17 protein-coding genes are annotated in these 18,350 nt (G+C 48.6%); 9 read left to right on the top strand and 8 right to left on the bottom strand.

Features of this window, described 5'->3' with window-relative positions:
* Entirely contained in the window at positions 1 to 906 is a 906-nt protein-coding gene (locus SGRA_RS06285; RefSeq protein WP_015691777.1) for a pyridoxal-phosphate dependent enzyme, read from the bottom strand.
* A 139-nt stretch (positions 907 to 1,045) separates the two neighbouring features.
* Between SGRA_RS06285 and SGRA_RS06280 the strand changes: the two genes are divergently transcribed.
* The 5 genes from SGRA_RS06280 to SGRA_RS06260 all read left to right on the top strand — a co-directional run bounded on the left by SGRA_RS06280 (position 1,046) and on the right by SGRA_RS06260 (position 6,270).
* Positions 1,046 to 2,104: a type III polyketide synthase gene (locus tag SGRA_RS06280; RefSeq protein WP_015691776.1), complete on the top strand. Its 1,059-nt coding sequence runs from the start codon at positions 1,046 to 1,048 to the stop codon at positions 2,102 to 2,104.
* Between the two features lie 27 nt (positions 2,105 to 2,131).
* Positions 2,132 to 2,917: an enoyl-ACP reductase FabI gene (locus tag SGRA_RS06275; protein ID WP_015691775.1), complete on the top strand. Its 786-nt coding sequence runs from the start codon at positions 2,132 to 2,134 to the stop codon at positions 2,915 to 2,917.
* 6 nt (positions 2,918 to 2,923) lie between these two features.
* A complete protein-coding gene (locus tag SGRA_RS06270) occupies positions 2,924 to 3,385 on the top strand; it encodes a 3-hydroxyacyl-ACP dehydratase FabZ family protein (protein ID WP_015691774.1) in 462 nt (153 codons plus the stop codon).
* Positions 3,372 to 4,655 (top strand): beta-ketoacyl-[acyl-carrier-protein] synthase family protein, encoded by a 1,284-nt coding sequence (locus tag SGRA_RS06265; protein WP_015691773.1) that lies wholly within the window; start codon positions 3,372 to 3,374, stop codon positions 4,653 to 4,655. The genes SGRA_RS06270 and SGRA_RS06265 overlap by 14 nt, the downstream gene beginning before the upstream one ends.
* A gap of 691 nt (positions 4,656 to 5,346) precedes the next feature.
* Positions 5,347 to 6,270, top strand: a complete 924-nt coding sequence (locus tag SGRA_RS06260; protein ID WP_015691771.1) for a hypothetical protein — start codon at positions 5,347 to 5,349, stop codon at positions 6,268 to 6,270.
* Positions 6,271 to 6,412: 142 nt separating this feature from the next.
* On the opposite strand, the gene SGRA_RS06255 is transcribed toward SGRA_RS06260, so the two are convergent.
* Both SGRA_RS06255 and SGRA_RS06250 read right to left on the bottom strand, forming a co-directional pair.
* Positions 6,413 to 7,003 carry a carbonic anhydrase gene (locus SGRA_RS06255; RefSeq protein ID WP_015691770.1) on the bottom strand — a complete coding sequence of 197 codons (591 nt, stop codon included), beginning with the start codon at positions 7,001 to 7,003 and terminating at the stop codon, positions 6,413 to 6,415.
* Complete coding sequence (locus SGRA_RS06250) at positions 6,996 to 7,673, bottom strand: hypothetical protein (RefSeq protein ID WP_015691769.1); 678 nt, start codon at positions 7,671 to 7,673, stop codon at positions 6,996 to 6,998. Before SGRA_RS06250 ends, SGRA_RS06255 begins: the two co-directional genes overlap by 8 nt.
* Positions 7,674 to 7,775: 102 nt before the next feature.
* Between SGRA_RS06250 and hutH the strand changes: the two genes are divergently transcribed.
* Positions 7,776 to 9,278: a histidine ammonia-lyase gene (gene hutH, locus SGRA_RS06245; RefSeq protein ID WP_015691768.1), complete on the top strand. Its 1,503-nt coding sequence runs from the start codon at positions 7,776 to 7,778 to the stop codon at positions 9,276 to 9,278.
* A gap of 906 nt (positions 9,279 to 10,184) precedes the next feature.
* Positions 10,185 to 11,321, top strand: a complete 1,137-nt coding sequence (locus tag SGRA_RS06240) for a hypothetical protein (RefSeq protein WP_015691767.1) — start codon at positions 10,185 to 10,187, stop codon at positions 11,319 to 11,321.
* Between the two features lie 50 nt (positions 11,322 to 11,371).
* Here SGRA_RS06240 and SGRA_RS06235 read toward each other — a convergent pair whose 3' ends face one another.
* The 3 genes from SGRA_RS06235 to SGRA_RS06225 are packed head-to-tail and all read right to left on the bottom strand — an operon-like array spanning position 11,372 to position 12,859.
* Positions 11,372 to 11,728, bottom strand: a complete 357-nt coding sequence (locus SGRA_RS06235) for a gliding motility protein GldC (RefSeq protein ID WP_015691766.1) — start codon at positions 11,726 to 11,728, stop codon at positions 11,372 to 11,374.
* Between the two features lie 9 nt (positions 11,729 to 11,737).
* Positions 11,738 to 12,535, bottom strand: coding sequence for a diaminopimelate epimerase (dapF, locus tag SGRA_RS06230; RefSeq protein WP_015691765.1), 798 nt, complete (start codon positions 12,533 to 12,535; stop codon positions 11,738 to 11,740).
* 42 nt (positions 12,536 to 12,577) lie between these two features.
* Positions 12,578 to 12,859 carry a hypothetical protein gene (locus SGRA_RS06225; RefSeq protein WP_015691764.1) on the bottom strand — a complete coding sequence of 94 codons (282 nt, stop codon included), beginning with the start codon at positions 12,857 to 12,859 and terminating at the stop codon, positions 12,578 to 12,580.
* A gap of 352 nt (positions 12,860 to 13,211) precedes the next feature.
* On the opposite strand from SGRA_RS06225, the gene SGRA_RS06220 reads away from it, so the two are divergent.
* Together SGRA_RS06220 and SGRA_RS06215 are read left to right on the top strand one after the other, a co-directional pair.
* Positions 13,212 to 14,669, top strand: a complete 1,458-nt coding sequence (locus SGRA_RS06220; RefSeq protein ID WP_015691763.1) for a S1C family serine protease — start codon at positions 13,212 to 13,214, stop codon at positions 14,667 to 14,669.
* Between the two features lie 157 nt (positions 14,670 to 14,826).
* On the top strand, positions 14,827 to 16,860 hold the full coding sequence (locus tag SGRA_RS06215) for an OmpA family protein (RefSeq protein ID WP_015691762.1): 2,034 nt from the start codon (positions 14,827 to 14,829) through the stop codon (positions 16,858 to 16,860).
* Positions 16,861 to 17,298: 438 nt separating this feature from the next.
* Here the strand turns inward: SGRA_RS06215 and SGRA_RS06205 are convergent, their stop codons facing one another.
* Both SGRA_RS06205 and SGRA_RS06200 read right to left on the bottom strand, forming a co-directional pair.
* Complete coding sequence (locus tag SGRA_RS06205; protein WP_015691761.1) at positions 17,299 to 17,718, bottom strand: hypothetical protein; 420 nt, start codon at positions 17,716 to 17,718, stop codon at positions 17,299 to 17,301.
* Between the two features lie 13 nt (positions 17,719 to 17,731).
* Positions 17,732 to 18,139, bottom strand: coding sequence for a hypothetical protein (locus SGRA_RS06200; protein ID WP_015691760.1), 408 nt, complete (start codon positions 18,137 to 18,139; stop codon positions 17,732 to 17,734).
* Between the last annotated feature and the right edge of the window lie 211 nt (positions 18,140 to 18,350).

Raw genomic sequence — 18,350 nt, 5'->3', positions numbered from 1 at the left:
TTAGAGGCTTAGTTGTTCTATCGGCATCGTTCTTCCGCCGCAAATAATGGCCACAATATGTTTTGCAGCTTGAATTTCGGGCCAGTCTTGGACCAAGGCCGCTCGGACCAGCCCGCAGGCAGGCTCGGTCAAATGTCCTGTTTCGGACAAGAGTTGCTTCACGCCCCAGAGGGCCTGCTCATCAGGCAAAACTCGACTATACACTTGGGGCGATTGGGCCGCCTCCCAAGCTGCTTGAGCAATCTTTTTGGCGCCTAAGCTGCTGGCTATGCCCTCAATTTTAGCCAACTCAATTTGTCGACCCGCCGCCAAAGACTGATGCAGGGAGGCCGTACCTTCCGTCTCCAAACACAATACCTTAGTGGGCCAGTCATGGGCTGCTAAGCCCTGCATCACGCCCTTAAAAAGGCCTCCACCTCCTACAGATAGCAAAATGAGATCGGGCGCTTGCGGCAATTGCTCGGCCAACTCCTCCACCAAACTGCTATGGCCTTCCCAAAGCATCGGATGATCGAAGGGAGGGATATAGGTTGCTTGGGGCGCCTGGGCTAGTTCTAGGGCCAATGTTTGGGCCTCGGCCCAGCTTTCGCCAGAGCGGTAGACCTTAGCGCCAAGGTCAAGCAGCAACTGCTCGACAAAGAGGGAGCTGCTTAGGGGCAAAACCACCTTGGCCTTGAGCTGCAAGGCTTGGGCCGCATAGGCCACTGCCAAACCCGCATTTCCGCCAGAGGCAATAACTAAAGACAAGACCCCTTGGGCCTTCAGCTGCTCGGCATAATGGCCAATGCCCCGAATTTTAAAGGAGCCCGAAGGCTGCTGACAGTCTAGTTTGTAGTAAATATTTTGCCCGCTCCGCTGAGATAATCCCCATTGTTTTCGGCAGGCCGTTTTTTGATGTAATGGCATGATTTGGTTTTTATTGGGCCTTAATTTAAGGAAGTGATTCCATTTGAAGAAAGATAAAAAAGCAGGCAAATAACTCCATAGCCTATTTTTTCTCGTATTTTAAAAATCGCTTACCCCAAAAAACTTAAAATACACTCCCTTGTCTATAAAAATACTTTCCACACATAAGGCCCTGCCGCCCTATTCTAGATCTACAGCAGATATTTTACCCTATATCGATCTTTGGCTGCAGGCCAAGGGCCAAGACGAACGCTTTCGCCGTAAGGTGGAGCGTATTTTTCGCTATGCGCAGGTAGATCGCCGCTATTCTATTATGGATATCGAAGAGGTGTTTCAGCAAACTTCTTTTGAAGAAAAAAATGCCCGCTATGCCGAGGAATATACCCTACTGACGCAGCAAGCCGTAGAAGGGGCCCTCAAAAAAGCCAATTTGCAGCCTACAGATATCGATATTATCATTAGTGTGAGCTGTACGGGCATTATGATTCCCTCTATAGATGCCTACTTGATTAATGCGCTGAGAATGCGCCAAGATATTATGCGTTTGCCCGTAACGGAAATGGGCTGTGCGGGGGGAACCTCCGCTTTGATTTATGCCTATAATCTGCTTTTGGCCAATCCGGGTAAGCGGGCGGCTATCGTCGCTTTTGAGTCGCCTACGGCTACCTTTCAGCAGGATGATATGAGTATGGTCAATATGGTCAGTGCGGCCATCTTTGGCGATGGAGCGGTTTGTACCATTTTGGGGCCCTCTGAGGAGCTAAAACCCGCCATTATTGCAGGAGAAATGTATCATTTTTATGACGAAATTGATATGATGGGCTTCAAGCTGCGCAATACGGGCCTTCAAATGATTTTGGACAAGGAAGTGCCCAATAAAATTGAGCGACATTTTAAATCGGTCCTCTTCCCATTTATTGAAAAGAATGGCTTGACGATCGAAGAGATTGAGCATTTGATTTTTCATCCTGGCGGCAAAAAGATTGTACAGATGGTAGAGGGCCTTTTTGCCGATTTGGGCAAAAATATCGAGGAGACCAAGGAGGTCTTGCGCCTTTATGGCAATATGTCTTCGGCCACGGTGCTTTATGTGCTCGAGCGCTATCTAGAAAAGGAGATTGCCGCAGGCGAAAAGGGCCTAATGCTTAGCTTTGGCCCAGGCTTTTCGGCCCAGCGGCTATTATTAAATTGGGAGTAGGCTTTGCCCCAGAAAATTAGTAAACCCATGTATAAGGAAAAAGAACTTTGGGGGCTCATTTTAGGGGGCTCTTCTGGATTAGGTTGGGCTGCGGCTCAAGTACTGGCCAAAAAGGGCATGTCGCTTTGCATTTATTATCGAGAAAGGCGAGCCGATGCCCGAGAGGCCCAAGCTCGTTTTCAGGCCTTGTCCCTAGAAACGGGCGTAAGCATTTTGCATTATAATGTGGATGCTACGCAGAAGGAGCAAATTGCTCGCTCTTTGGCCGAGCTCTCGGAACGCCTGCCTGCTGAGGCGCGTTTTCGGCTGTTGCTGCATAGTATTGCCAAGGGAAATCTCAAGGCTTTTTTAGGACAGAATAATTTGACGAGTACTGATTTTCAGCTCACGGCCCAAAATATGGCCTATAGTATTGTCGATTGGGCGCAGGGATTAATTGCTCTAGGCCGCTTTGCCGAAGATGCCCGAATTTTGGGCCTCAGTAGTGGCGGCAACCAGCGGGCTTGGTCCCATTATGCGGCTGTATCTGCCGCCAAAACGGCCCTAGAGGCTATCATCCGTTCTATGGCCCTAGAGTATGCGCCTCTGGGCATCCGAGCCAATATTGTACAGGCGGGCATGATGAATACTCGCTCTTTTCAACTGATTCCAGGCAGCGATGATTTGGCCCAATTTGCCAAAAGCCGAAACCCCTTGGGCCGAATGACTAAGGCCGAAGATGTGGCCAAAGTCATCGAGCTGCTTTGCCGAGCAGAATCGGCTTGGATTAATGGCGCTATTATCCCCGTAGATGGGGGAGAACGATTGATTTAAGAAAAGATGAAAGAAAACTATCAAGATATTTTGGCCTTGCTTCCCTATGGTCCCAACTTCTGCTTTGTAGATGAGTTGTTGGAGCTGAATGAGGAGGGCGTTATTGGCCAATACCGCTTTGCAGAGGATGCCCCTTTTTATGCGGACCATTTTCCCGAAGACCCCATTACGCCCGGGGTGCTGCTCTTGGAGTGCATGGCCCAAATTGGCCTGGTTTGCCTAGGCATTTATTTATTGAAAGAGGAGCTGCAGGAGGTCCCCAAAATTGCTTTTAGTAGCTCTAAGGTGAATTTTTACCAGCTCCATCGCCCTGGAGAGCTGCTGAGGGTAGAGGCCAAAAAGAAATTATTTCGTCTCCAACAGCTTCGAGTGACGGCCTCAGCCTATAATGAGGCTGGCGATCTGGTCGCTAAGGCCGAATTAGCGGGAATGTGGACCAAAAAAAATAGCCATGATGCAGGAAAATAGAGTCGTGATTACGGGTTTGGGGGTTGTGGCTCCCAACGCCTTGGGAAAGGCCGATTTTTTGGCCGCTTTGCAGTCGGGAAAGTCGGGAATTAGCTATCGTCCAGATTTGGAGGAGCTACAGTTTGCTTGTCGAGTCGCAGGCAGCCCTCCGCTGACCGAAGAGTACATTAATAGCTTTTTGACGCCCTTACAAAGGCGATATATTCAGGGCTCTGGCCTTATGTATGGCTGTTTGGCGGGCCTAGAGGCTTGGCAGGATGCCGCCTTGCCAATTTCTGAAAAGGAAGAGGAACCCGATTGGGAGGCGGGCTGCATTTTTGGCGGCGGGCAGTCTAGTATTGAGGTGGTTCGAGAGGGAATTTATAAGGTGGATGCGGGCAAGGTCCGCCGCATTGGCTCTTCTTTGATTCAACAGACGATGGAGAGCAGCATCAGCGCTTATTTGGGCGGTTTTTTGGGCCTTGGCAATCAGTTGAGTTCTAATTCGGCGGCTTGCAGCACGGGCAGTGAGGCCATATTAATGGGCTATGATCGTATTCGGTCGGGACGAGCGGAGCGGATGCTGGTCGGCAGCTGCAACAGTTCTGGTCCATATATTTGGGCGGGTTTTGATTCGATGCGGGTGCTTTGCCGCAAGTTTAATGACCGCCCAGAGCAGGCTTCTCGCCCAATGAGCGAGCAGGCGGCGGGTTTTGTGCCCGGCAGTGGCGCTGGCGCATTGGTTTTAGAGAGTTTGGCCTCGGCTCAAGCAAGGGGCGCGCACATTTATGCCGAGCTAAAAGGGGGGCATTTAAATGCGGGCGGTCAGCGTCAGGGGGGCAGCATGACGGCTCCCAATATCAAGGCGATTGAGCGCTGTATTCGCTTGGCTTTGGCCGATGCGGGCATTGCTGCGCAGGAGCTAGACGCTATTTCGGGCCATCTGACGGCCACCATGGGCGACCCTGCCGAAATTGGGGCTTGGCTGCGGGCTTTGGGCCGCTCTGCCGATGATTTTCCTAAGATTAATAGCCTAAAATCCTTGATTGGTCATTGTTTATCGGCGGCGGGCGCCATTGAGTCGGTGGCGGTGGTCTTGCAATTGGTCCATGGCTTTTTGCACCCCAGCAAAAATGCCGAAGATCTTCATCCCGAGATTGCGGCCCAGATTTCTGCCGCCTGTATTCCCCTGCAAATGGAGGCGGCCGATTTGCGCTATATGGCCAAGGCGAGTTTTGGCTTTGGGGATGTGAATAGTTGTTTGCTTTTTGCCCGTTGGGAGGGGAAGTAGTTTCTTTTTTTGGGGCTGCCCCTTCGGCCCTTTGGGCCTTCGGGTCGGGCCATTGCGCAGCTCGCAGGTCTGCTCGGCCCTTCGGCGCAAAGCGCCTTGGTCTGCCGCCTTCGGCGGCCCTGCTACAGCCCCTCAGCCTGTGGCGGCTTTGCCGCCTGCTATCTGTGCTTGTAGGTGAACACCTACAGCAAGAGCGGTATTGCTTCGTCATCTTATAGGCAACTTGGACCAAGTCTGCAGCTAGCTTGTTGCCCGCCTCCCCGAGGGATTCCTTAGGGAATCCCGCAGAGGGGTGGGTGGGCGGGGACATATTGGCGAATGAGGAGCGCAGCGACGAATACCGCTTAAAAGGGAAGGCCAAAAGGCCAAAGCAAACTGCCCAAGCTAAACCGCCCTGATGAGCGGCCCAGCGCTGCGGAGGGGTGGCCGCAGGCCAGACCAAAGCCGCCGCAGGCGGCTGCAGGGCCGAACAGGCCTGTGAGCCCCGCAGCATAGCGGCGGCCAGCAAAGCTGGCCGCGGGCCCCAAAAAAAATAATATAGGTGCTTAACAATTCTCCTCCCACTACTGTCCGCGACTCATTTAAGAACAAGAATTTTGTTTGCCATGAGCAATTGTGATTTAAAGTTTTTTACTAAAAATGAAAAACTATTTTTTTAGCTTTATGGGATTATCTAACTAAAAATATTTGCATGGACAATATCGACGGTTTAATCGAAGAGGAAAATATTGAAAGATCTGGAAGTCTCTTTTTATGCGAGGAGTTTGGAGGCGGGTGGTTAGACCTAATAACAGAGCAACAACTAGATGAAATTTCAAAAATGAATTGGTTGGAAACCATTTCACTTACCGTATATGAAGAAAATGAATCTATACTATATCTATTAGATCGACTGCCCCAAATAAAGTATTTGATACTTACAGGTTTTACTGAAATACCTTTGAGTAGGGCCTCATTTCCTTCAGAATTAGAGACTTTAGATATATCCTATTTGGAGACAACAACCGAAGATATTAGCTTTGTAGAAGATCTAGGTACACTAAAAAAACTACATTTATCTTTTAGCAGAATAGATTTTAAAGCGATACAGCAGAGCGCTATAGAAAGCTTGTCCCTACGTTCTTCTGTGAAAAATTTTGAAGAAATTATCGAATTAGACAAACTCAAAGAATTAGAAATACGCTCCCTCCCATCTCTGAAAGATTGGTACATCTGTCTCCCTGACACATTAGAGCGTTTTTCAGCTTCATGCTATATGTATGTAGATAGTATACCTTTTTTGGATCGCCTCCCTAATTTAAGAGAAATAGATTTATCTATAGGTGGAGGTGGTAGAATAAATCTGGATTTTTGTAGAGAAATACACCACCTTAGATTTTTGAAAAAGTTAAGCTGTTATAATATACCTTTATCTCTAATAAGGCTAGATAAACTCAATTTGAAGTCTTTAAGTTTGTTTGGGACGGTTGATAGAGATGGGACGACTAGTACAGATTTGTCTAATTTAAAATGCGAAAATTTAGAAAGATTAGAGATTTGTGACTGTAGCCCCCTAGTCCTTGGCCCTTGTATATCCAAAAAGAAAGGGTTAAAGAAAATAATATACCCATGTTAGATATTAGCGGCACAGTGAGCCCCGCAGCATAGCGGCGGCCAGCAAAGCTGGCCGCGGGCCCCAAAAAAGGAATAATATAGGACCACAAAAAAACGCCAGCTTTTGTCGAGCTGGCGTTTTTTATTCCCCTTTTCAATTTGGCCTAAGCCTCCTCAAAAAAGTCTACATGCCCATCAGAAAGGTTGTAGTAGGCCGAAAAGACCTTGAGCTCCCCATTCTGGATTTCATTTTGGATGATGCTGGAGTTGGCGGCTAGGGCTTCTGCCGTTAGTTCGGCATTTTTCTTAACCACTTCGTTCACATCTTGGCAGTTGGGGCAGGCCGAAAGCGCCGGCTGAATATAGTCCAACAAATGCTTGAGGTTATTGCTTTCTGCATCGCCCTCGGCCATGGCGGCCGTAACTGCTCCGCAGCTTTCGTGGCCCATGACCACAATCAAATTGACGTCTAGGTGGGCCACGGCATACTCAATACTCGCAATGGTAGAGGTATTGGCAATATTGCCCGCTACCCGAATAACAAAGAGCTCGCCTAGGCCAGTATCAAAGGCAAGTTCGGGCACCACTCTAGAGTCGGCACAACTCAAAATAATCGCCCAAGGCGCCTGCCCTTTAGTGAGCTCTTGGCGGCGATCCATGGCCTGTTTTTTCCCTTCTGCTTGTTCATTGACAAAGCGGTCGTTTCCCGCTTTCAATTTGGCCAAGGCCGTATCCCATAATAAGTTCTTAGACATCTTGATCTTGTTTTTTAGTGTAATGATTGTAGTTCTTTGAGCCAAAGCGCTTTTGCATGGCCTTAAATTCGGCCACTTCTACTCGGTTCATCCAACGAGCAATGTATCCTAAGAGGAGGAAGATGAGCAGCAAGTTGACTCCAATCCATTTTGCCTGATTAAAAAAGGAGGCCAAGGACCAAAGCCAAGCGGGAAGCCGAGGATAGCGCCAAAGCAACAATATAAAAGATATATTTTCTAAAAGATCAGTGATAGAGATCAAAAAAGGGAAAAAACAGCCCTGATAAAGACTGCCCAAATAACGAGGAAATGAGTTTTGGAGCAGAAAAAGTAGCCAGGCCGAAAAAAATAATCCATAAGCAAGCGGATAAATCAAGTCTAGACTAATATATAAGTAGCTCTGCGCTTGTCGATAGGAGGGGCCCAAATGCTCTAGCAAGGGAATTATCTCTTTTTCCCGAATGCCAAAATGAGCATCTAGCAACTGCAGCTCCTCCCCAGAGGCCAATGGCCCCAGCGCAGCCTGCCAATGAGAAATGAGGTACTGAAAACTCAGAAATAGTAAGAGCAGTAGGGCCGCCAAAGCCCATAATCTCTTAGGACGACTCCAAGGAAGGAGAAAAAAGTAGGCGCGGGCCAAAAACTTGACCTTATTTTTCGAGCTATTCATATCGCTTTATTTATTTATAAATTCTCTTCCGTATATTTTCCGCCGACAAACAGAAAATAATTGATTTTATGGCCCAAAATGGGCCTCAACAGCTAACAATTTATGCATTTGCTTACCGAAAAAGAACTAACATTAGCCGCATTGCATCAGCTTTGGGCTGAACATACAGCAATTGAATTAACGGACTCCCTTTGGACCAAAGTAAAGGCTTGCCGCGATTTTCTAGAGCAGAAGGTGGCAGCGTCAGAAGACTCTTTTTATGGCATCAATACGGGCTTTGGCTCCCTTTGCGATGTCAAAATTGGCAAGGAGGCCCTAAGTGAACTGCAGCATAATTTGGTCCGCTCTCATGCCTTTGGTACGGGCGATTTGGTGCCCCAAGAGCTGGCCCGCCTCATGCTATTACTCAAAATACAGAATCTGGCCCAAGGGTTTTCTGGCGTCCGCCCTATTTTGCTCCAACGCCTCATTGATAGCTATAATGCAGACCTCATTCCCGTCATTTATCAACTCGGTAGCCTAGGCGCCTCTGGCGATTTAGCCCCCCTGGCCCACCTTTCTCTTCCCATTTTGGGCGAGGGAGAGGTCTATTTTAAAGGGGAACGCATGCCCTCGACCCAAGCCCTAGAAAAATTGGGCTGGCAGCCTCTTGCTCTCGAAATGAAGGAGGGCCTGGCCCTGCTCAATGGTACACAGTTTTCTTTGGCCTATGGAATATATAGCTACTGGAAGGCAGAAAAGCTCAGCCTTTGGGCCGATAGCATCGCCGCTATTTCTATTGATGGCTTTGGCGGTCTGCTTAGCCCCTTTGATGAGCGCCTTCATCTTATCCGCCCCCATAATGGCCAATTGCAAACGGCCAAAAATATTAGAACTCTACTGGCCGATTCTCCCCTGATGAAGGCCGAAAAAGAAGTGGTGCAAGATCCCTATTCTTTCCGCTGCGTGCCTCAGGTGCATGGGGCCAGCAAAGATGCCCTAGAATATGCCAAAAAGGTACTGACTACCGAGCTCAATAGTGTCACCGACAACCCCAATATCTTCCCCGAAACAGATGCGATTCTCTCTGGCGGAAATTTCCACGCCCAACCGCTGGCCCTTACGCTCGATTTTATGGCAATGGCCCTCTCCGAACTCGGAAGTATCTCAGAACGCCGTCTTTATCAACTCATTGGCGGAAAAAGAGGCCTGCCCGCTTTCCTTACGCCCAATTCGGGCCTGCACTCTGGCCTGATGATCGGCCAATATACCGCGGCCTCTATCGCTAGCCAAAATAAACAGCTCTGTACCCCCGCTTCTGTAGATTCTCTGGTCTCTTGCAATGGCCAAGAGGACCATGTGAGTATGGCCGCCAATGCAGGCACCAAACTTTATCGCTTGGTCCATAATCTAGAACGCCTTTTGGCTATTGAACTAATGGCGGCTATGCAAAGCCTAGAGTTTAGAACTCTAACTAGCTCTGCCGCTATCGAAAATTGCCGCCAAGCTTTCCGCCAAGTCGTGCCCGCCATTGAAGGCGATCGGGTGTTTGCCCAAGATTTAGCCAAGGCTATTGACTTTATTGCCGAAAAAGATAGCCCGCTTGCCCAATTAACCAATAATTAGAGCACTTCTGAAGAAAATAACCGAGGATAAGGGCGATTTTTGGGGGCCTCCGCCTCGCTGCGCTCGTCGGCGCTACGTTCCGCAGCTCGCAAGTCTGCTCGGCCCTGCGCCGCTTTCAGCGGCTGGGTCTGGCCTGACGGCCACTGCTGCACATCGCTAGGCCTGCGGCCCTTCGGGCCTGCTTGCCGCTGTTGTTGTTATTGGCTGGCCTAATTCCTTGCTCAAGCTTTTATGCTCAATAATTTGATGGCTCAGAAAGGCCCCAAACTACAGTTTGGGGCCTTTTTTTATCCTTCTAAATAAAGGATCGCTTATTTTAGGGCCTAAGCGCTTTTTATTTTTTAATTAGGGGGACCATAGGGAAATTAAAAGAGGGGCTTAAAATGAGCCACGGAAGCTTACGGACATCTCAGATTGGTTCCGTGGCCACCACGGAGGTCTACGGACATCTCAGATTGGTTCCGTGGCCACCACGGGAGGTCTACGGACATCTCAGATTGGTTCCGTGGCCGCCACGGAGGTCTACGGACATCTCGGATTGGTTCCGTGGCCGCCACGGAGGTCTACGGACATCTCGGATTGGTTCCGTGGCGGCCACGGAGGCTTACGGACATCTCGGATTAGCTCCGTGGCGGCCACGGAGGTCTACGGACATCTCGGATTGGTTCCGTGGCGGCCACGGAGGTCTACGGACATCTCGGATTGGTTCCGTGGCGGCCACGGAGGTCTACGGACATCTCGGATTGGCTCCGTGGCGGCCACGGAGGTCTACGGACATCTCAGATTAGCTCCGTGGTGGCCACGGAGCGCTACGGACATCTCAGATTGGTTCCGTGGCGGCCACGGAGGTCTACGGACATCTCGGATTGGCTCCCTGGATTAGATAGAAAAGCTAAAAAAATACAGATGCTTTATCGTTGGACAACTATATACTTAATTCTTTTTGCCCTAACGGCTCCAATTGAACAGCCCCTATGGCCTGCCTACTCTAGCTTTTGGGCCGAAGTATTTGAGCCCTTTTATAAGGCTTCTGGGGTAGCTTTAGGGATAGAAGAGGGCTATTATGTCTTAGCATCGGATAGTACAGGCTTTTATTTGCACCTTATTGTTTTGGCTGCGGGGGCGGCTTTACTATTAGTTTGGGACAAAAAAAACTGGAGTTGGCAGTTGCAGCCTTATTTACAATTGGGTATCGCCTATTACTTAGGCATGCAACTGGGGCGTTATGGTCTAGACAAACTGCTCAAACAGCAGTTCTTTTTGCCAGAGCCCAATACCTTATATCAGCCTTTGGGCTATATCGAGAAGGATTTAGCTTTTTGGTCGGTCATGGGCAGTTCTTGGAGCTATAGTTTTTGGACCGGTATAGTAGAACTCTTAGCGGCATTAGCATTATTCTATCGTCCTAGTCGAGCATTGGGCGCTTTATTAGCGGCTGGGGTCATGGGGCAGGTTTTGCTCATCAATATCAGCTTTGACATCAACGTCAAGATATATTCGGCTGGGCTTTTATGGATGGCCTTATATCTTCTTTGGCCCAGATTAAAGGGGCTTTGGGCTTGGTCTAGCGGGCAGGCTTTGGCGGCAAAACAGTCCTTAGGGCCTAGTTTTCGCAAAGGGCAAAAAAGAGTACTCAAAACAGCCCTCCTCCTATTGATCCTTCTGAATATTGCTTGGCCCTATCGGCATCGGCAGCATTGGAATGATGATATGGAGACTAGGCCGCCCTTGCATGGGGCCTATGCCCTAGAAGATGGCCAACAATTCTATATTCATCGTCGGGGCTATTGGATCATGCAGCAGGGGAGGAGGCAAAAGAGCTATCGTTTGCGCTATTTGCCCAAAGAGGGCCTTGCCCTCTACGATTTGCAGAGCGATAGCCTTTGGGCTCGTTTATATTATCGCCAAACTAGTGACCAACTCTTCTTATTTGGGCAGTGGGCGGGCCAAGAGGTTTCTTGGCGGGCCAATACCTTAATGTATAGGGAACTACCGCTTTTGCAGCCTGCAAAACATTGGCGGCTAGAAGATTGGCGGGAATAAAAAAGGCCCAACTCCAATAAGGAGTTGGGCCTTTGGCTTTGCATTCGGACCTACTTTTTGGGTAGGGTTTCTGTTTTTTCGCCAAAGTACTGGACAAAGCGCATAAAATCGTTGCTGAGTTGTTGGTTGTTGGTGGCCCGATAATAAGTATCGGCTAGGCCGCGTAGGGTTTGGTACATAAAACGGTCCATTTCATTGACCTGCATATCGAGGGTCCAGAGATCAATTTTGAGGGTATCTTTATGCGCCTTATCGAAGAGCGAGATCAGCATGGCCTTGCATTCTTCGGGGCCGTTTTGGCTATCGGAGGCTTCCCATTCAATTTTGACGGGGGTGCGATCGGCATTGAGGCCGACAGTCAATTGGATATTATTTTCTTGGACCACTTTGTTGGTATCTTTTCCCATGATTTACTTTTATTTTTGGAGGCCGAAATACTGGCCTTGAAAAACGGCTTGGGCGGGGCCCAACAGCCAAATATTTTTAATTTCTTCTTGGTAATCGAACTCTACGGCTAGTTCTCCGCCTTTGGCGCGGACCTCTATGCGATGATGGCCTTTTGCTTTTGGGCCATGTTGTAGAAAATGAGCAATAGCGGCGGCGGTAACGCCGGTGCCACAGGCCAAAGTTTCATTTTCGACCCCTCTTTCGTAGGTGGCAATTTGGAGTTGTTTAGGGCCGAGGACTTCTACAAAATTGACATTTGCGCCTTTTTCTCCATAGGGAGCGGCATAGCGAATTTTTCGGCCTTCTTGGACCACATCGACGGCTTCGGATTGGGCGACAAACTCAATATGGTGAGGAGAGCCCGTATCTAAAAAGCAGTGCGTATCGGCCAGGAGTAAATCCTTATAATCCTGCATTTCTAGGGCAATATAATTAGGCCCTAAGACCTTGGCCTGGTGCAGGCCATCCACGGCCATAAAGCTACAGCTATTTTCAAAGAGGCCCAAATGATGGGCAAAAGCGACCAAAGCTCTTCCGCCATTGCCGCACATACTGCTGGGGGCGCCATCGGCATTAAAATAGACCATCTTAAAGTCTGTAGAAGCATCTGTTTCTAAGAGCATAATGCCATCGGCCCCAATGCCAAACTGCCGATGGCAGATGCGGGCAATTTCTTGGGCCGAAAAAGAAAACTGCCCATTTCGGTTGTCAAAGATGACAAAATCATTGCCTGCTGCTTGATATTTATAGAAAGGAATGGCTGACATTTTAAAGCAATGTTAAAAAAGGATGAAAAAAGAAAGGCCTAGCTAGTTTGCTGTATCTTTTTGATGGTGCAAGCTATTTTGTTGGATATGTCGGGAGGGGGTGGCCTCAAACTGTTGTTTTTTGAGGTCAATTTTACCTGTCCAAACGCCATAGGCCGCAAAGGCAAAAACGGCTAATAGGAAAACAAGGCCAAAATAGGTAAACTTCCAGCCCCAAATATTGCCCATATATTCTTTTCTGTTCTTGCCAAAGACTTGGTCTAAGGCTGCTTCTCGCCGTTCTTTGCGGCTCATGCCCTCATAGGGGTTTGGTTTTTCTCTCATAGCTAAATAGGCGTTTTAAATTGGGTAGAGCTAAGGGCGTTGTTTAGCGTTTAGGCTTTAACAGCTTTTAAAGGATGGCCGAAGGCCATCATGGCCTAGCGATGTGTAGGGGTGGCCCGCAGGGCCAGACCGAGCCAGCTTGCTGGTGAAGGGCCGAGCGAGTAGCGAGCCCCGGAACGTAGCGCCCTGAGCCCTTGAGGGCGAGGGGAGGCCCCAAAAAAAGCAGAAAAGACCTTTTGCACTAAACTTCTGGCAGTTTTTCTCCTCAAAGCTGCAAAAGTATGAACTTCAGTTAGGATTTTAAAGTTTAAAATCAGATCTTCTAAATCAGCATCTAATCTATATATAGCCTATGAGAAATGGAATTATCCTATTGGCGGTTTCGATCTTGAGTTCGGGATTGACCTTAGGGGTTTATAAAACCTGTCTAGAAAAAGAACGTCCTGCCGGCCAAGAAGTGATTGTGCGGGAATTTGTGCCTAAATACCAAGCGACTTATTATAATGATAGCCCTTATGGCAGTCCGTTAACGGATCGGCCCAAGGATTTTAAGGCGGCGGCTAATTTGGCTCGGCCTTCGGTGGTGCATATTCAGTCTAATGGGGGGAATGAGGAGTTATTTGATTTTGGTTCTGGGGCTTCGGGTTCTGGGGTGATTATTAGTAAGGACGGCTATATGCTGACGAACAACCATGTGGTGGAAGGCGCTCGGCAGGTAGAGGTGACCTTGAATGACCGCAGAAAATACAAGGCGAAGGTGATTGGGACCGATCCTTCTACGGATTTGGCCGTGATTAAGGTAGAAGAAGAGGAGTTGGATGGCCGCGAACTGCCTGTTTTGGGCTTTGCCAATTCGGATCAGCTGCAGGTGGGCGAATGGGTTTTGGCCGTGGGTAATCCCTTTAATTTGACCTCTACGGTAACGGCGGGGATTGTGTCGGCTAAGGGCCGTAACATTGATATTTTGGAGGGAACTTACTCTATTGAGTCTTTTATTCAGACCGATGCGGCGGTGAATCCGGGCAATAGTGGTGGCGCTTTGATTGATGCAGAGGGCCGTTTGGTGGGGATTAACACCGCTATTATTACTCGTTCGGGCCGATATGAGGGTTACTCTTTTGCGGTGCCGGTCAATTTGGCGCGTAAAGTGGCCAAAGATCTGATAGAATATGGGGAGGTCCAAAGAGGATTTTTGGGCGTAACGATTCGAGATGTGAGCAATGAATTGGCCAAAGAAATGTCGCTCAACTCCTTAGATGGAGTATATTTGGACCGAGTAAATTCGGGCAGTGCAGCCGAAGAAGGCGGCTTAAAGTCAGGCGATATTATTACGCATGTAAATAATGTAAAGGTGAAGAGCTCGCCAGAACTGCAAGAGCAGGTGGGGCTTTTCCGACCTGGGCAAGAGGTGGCCATCATTTACTTCCGAGATGGAAAATCTTATGAAACAAAGGTAGAGCTCAAGAATGCCTCTAATGGCAATAGCATCGAGGACAAGCCTCGTTCGGAGCGCTTCAGAAATGAAGAAACCGTATTGGAAGAGTTGGGTATTGATATTCGCCCCCTCAATAGCAAAGAGCGTCGCCGCTTGGATCTGGAGAAGGGCTTGATTGTGACTAAAATCCGTTCGGGCAGCCTAATGGAAAGTACCAATATGGACCGCGACTTCATCATTGAGACCGTAAATGGAGAAAAAGTAAAAACCGAAGAGGAATTTATTCAGGCCATTATTCAGGCCGAGGATGAAGTGAAGCTAGATGGTTTTTATGAGAATTTTAGTGGCGATTATAGCTATTTGTTTAATAAATAGCTTAGTTTTAAGCTGTCACAACTGGCCCAGCCTATGAATAGGTTGGGCCTTTTTTTGTTAGGGAACTAACTTTTGGCTTTCTGGGGTATAAATTGCATAGAACTCTGTATAGCGTTTATATCTTCGAACAAATTCTCCACAAAATCTATAATATTTTATGCGTTATTTAATCATCCTCAGTTGTATTATCCCTCAGCTCCTGGCGGCCCAATCTATACAATGGGCGGCTGTGGTTTTCGACAAATCTTCTGAACTGGCCTTGCCCAAACATAAGGGGCAGTATGTGGCCAAGGAAGTAGTGGGCCCACCTTCTGTCATTGCAGAAAACTGTAAAGGAACACCTTGTGCTTGGACGCCCAAGTCAAAATCTAATGGAGATGGCGAGTTTATTAAAGTGGGCTATAAAACGCCTCAAAAGGTAAAGCAGATCACGGTTTCTGAGGCCTTTAACCCTGGTGCGATTGAAAAAATTGTGGCCTATGGCAGCAAGGGAGAGGTCCGCTTGATTTTTGAGCAAACGCCCGAATTGAGCAAAGAAAATAAAGATCGCAAGGGTAAATTGACCAAATTTGTATTGGAAGAACAGACGGATTTTCTGGTCTCTGCTATTCAGCTCCAACTCAATACTCGTATGGTGTACGGCTATAATCAGATCGATGCCATTGGAATTTCTGAAGAGGAGGTTGACTATCAGGTAGAGGTGCAAACTGTGGCTGGAGCCGATGAGGTCGATGATCCGGTCAATCTTGGGGCAAATATAAATAGCCCAACCGATGAATTGGCCCCCTTGATTTCTCCCGATGGCCAATTGCTTTATTATACCCGCCAGAACCATCCCGATAATCTAGGCGACAAAGGGAATCAGGATGTTTGGTGCGCAAAACTGGGCGAAGATGGGCAGTTTTTGCCTGCCGAAAATATTGGTGCGCCCATCAATAATGAGCGCAATAACTCCATCTGTTCGGTCACGCCCGATGGCCAAACCCTTTTGGTCCTCAATGTTTATAAAAAAGATGGGGGCTCGGAGAAGGGGCTTTCTTTTTCGCATAAGGATGGGGCCGACCGCTGGTCTTTTCCCGAGGCCTTAGAAATTGAAGACTACTACAACCACAATAAGTTTGGCGAGTATAGTTTGGCCAATGATGGCAAAACCCTGGTCTTGGCCATTGAGCGAGATGACACGGAGGGGGCCAAGGATATTTATGTTTCTTTTAGAGAGGAAGATGGCAGCTGGACTGCCCCCTTGCATACGGGAGAGGTCCTGAATACCGCTGCTTCTGAGCTGTCTCCCTATTTGGCGGCCGATGGCAAAACCCTTTATTTTGCCACTTCTGGTCGGCCAGGCTATGGGCAGGCCGATATGTTTATGAGCCGTCGTTTGGACGATAGCTGGACCAATTGGTCGGAGCCCCTCAACCTGGGCCCCAAGCTCAATACGCCTGATTTTGATGCCTATTACTCTTTGCCTGCTTCTGGGGAGTACGCTTTTTTCTCTTCTAGTGAAAACTCTTTGGGCAAAACTGATATCATGAAAGTACAATTGCCCGAGTCGGCTCGTCCAGAGGCCGTATTATTGGTCCGTGGCCGAGTATTTAATGCCCTAGACAGCACGCCTTTGGCGGCCTCGGTGCAGTACGAAAGCTTGGGCAAAGAGGGGCCTTCTGGCATTGCCCGCTCCAACCCTCAAACGGGGGCCTATAGCTTGGTTTTGCCTTCAGGGACTAACTACGGATTTTTGGCCCAAAAGGAGAAATTCCTTTCGGAAAGTAAATCAATTGATTTGCCCAAGGGCGGAGAATATAAAGAAGTGGTGGTAGACCTTTATTTGCACCCCATTCAGAAGGGGGCCAAGATTCGCCTCAACAACATTTTCTTTGATACCAATAAGTATAACCTCAAGGAAGAGGGCCAAAAAGAACTGGACCGCCTCTTGGCCCTAATGGCCCAATATCCAGAAATGAAGATTGAAATTGGGGGACATACCGACAGCCGAGGAAGCTTGGCCGCCAACCAAACGCTTTCGAATAATCGGGCAAAGGCCGTAGTGGATTACCTCAAAGAGCATGGAATTTCGGCTAAGCGCATGAAGGCCAAAGGCTATGGGGAAAATGATCCTGCGGCCAGCAATGAAACAGAAGAAGGCCGTGCCTTTAATCGAAGAATTGAATTGAAGGTATTGGAGTTGGATTAAGGGGTTTTGGGGCTTCCCCTCCCTTTGGTCGGGTCGGGCTGTGTCGCAGCTCGCAGGTCTGCTCGGCCCTGCGCGGGCTGCGCCCGCTAGGTCTGGCCCTTCGGGCCACTGCTATCCATCCCTAAGCCGATGAGGGCCTTGCGGCCCTAGCGCTGGCCAGCCAGCGCCCAAGCGCTGACTAAACTTCGTTTAGCAGCGCTTTTTTTATTGGTCCAATTGCGTCAGACAGGCGGCGGAGCCGCCGCAAAGGAGCGCAGCGACTGGCCTAGGGGCCTGAAAGGGTGGCCGCAGGCCAGACCGAAGCCCGAAGGGCTGAAGGGCCGAGCAGAGCTGCGAGCCCTGCAAGGGCCCGGCCGCCGCAGGCGGCAGGCCCCAAAAAAAACAGCAACTACTGCATCAGTAGCTGCTGTCCTAGTAGAAAGTAGGCTAGACTAAAACCTAGATAGAAAAGTGAATATGTTGGGTTTCTTTTTCGTCGCAATCATGGCCCTCACAAGCTTCAACCTCTAGGTGAAACTCGGTACCGGCGGGATAGCTAGAGAGGTCGATATCCTCTTCGATGTCTACGGTAGTGGCATGCTCATGCACCGTCATGGGGCCAAAAGGAGCGATATAACTGCTGTCGCCCTCCACTTGGAGATAGACATAAATATCGTGTAGGTCCTCATCAGAGGTAACTTGAACATGGATATGCGTTTGGCTGGGGTCGGCCACGGTCCCCTCATTGGCAGGAGAAAGGAAATTGATGCTTACTTCTGCATGGTCGTGATCGTCCTCATCCTCTTCTTCCTTTTCGCAAGAAGAAAAGCCAAAAAGAAGGACAAAAAGCAGTAGGGGCCAAGAATAAGAAAGTTTCATGATTGATGCTATTTTAGATATTAAAAGGAATACTTTGGATAATGGGTTGGGGGCAGCCATGTTCTAGGCAGCCCTTTACCTCTAGGCGAAATTGGCTACCGGCGGGAAAGGCCGAAAGGTCAATTTGCTCGTTAATCTCTAAGAGATCGCCATCTCGGGGCGTTCTAGAAGGAGAAAAAGGGGCGATATAGCTGCTGTCTCCGTCTAGGTAGAGAAAAACCTGTACCCCATGGATATTTTCTGGAGTGGAGACCTCTAGTTGGAAATTGGCGTTGGCGGGATCGGCTAGGGTTTCATTGGCCGAGGGGCTAATAAAACTGACCTGAAACTCTGTGATTTGGATGTCCTCCTCTTCCTTGCTACAGGCCGAAAAAGAAAAAAACAGGCCCAGCAAAAGCAAGAGGGATAAAGTTTTGTTCATGATAAATGGATTTCAACAAGTGTTAATAAGGGCAAAGATAAATATAAATGCAACAATGTTGCAATAACTTGACCAAAAAAGACTTAAGCTTTTGCTAAAGCTTTGGTTTTGGGCTAAATGAGCAGAAGCTTAATTTTTTGTCTAAAAAAGATTAAATTTGTAAGGAGCTCAAAGCGATAGCAGGCTTTGAGCATTTGTTTGGATAAGCCTT

Source organism: Saprospira grandis str. Lewin (genome assembly GCF_000250635.1).
Taxonomy (GTDB): Bacteria; Bacteroidota; Bacteroidia; order Chitinophagales; family Saprospiraceae; genus Saprospira; species Saprospira grandis.
Note: the sequence above shows the minus strand (reverse complement) of the source record. Positions and strands in the feature narration are given on the sequence as shown.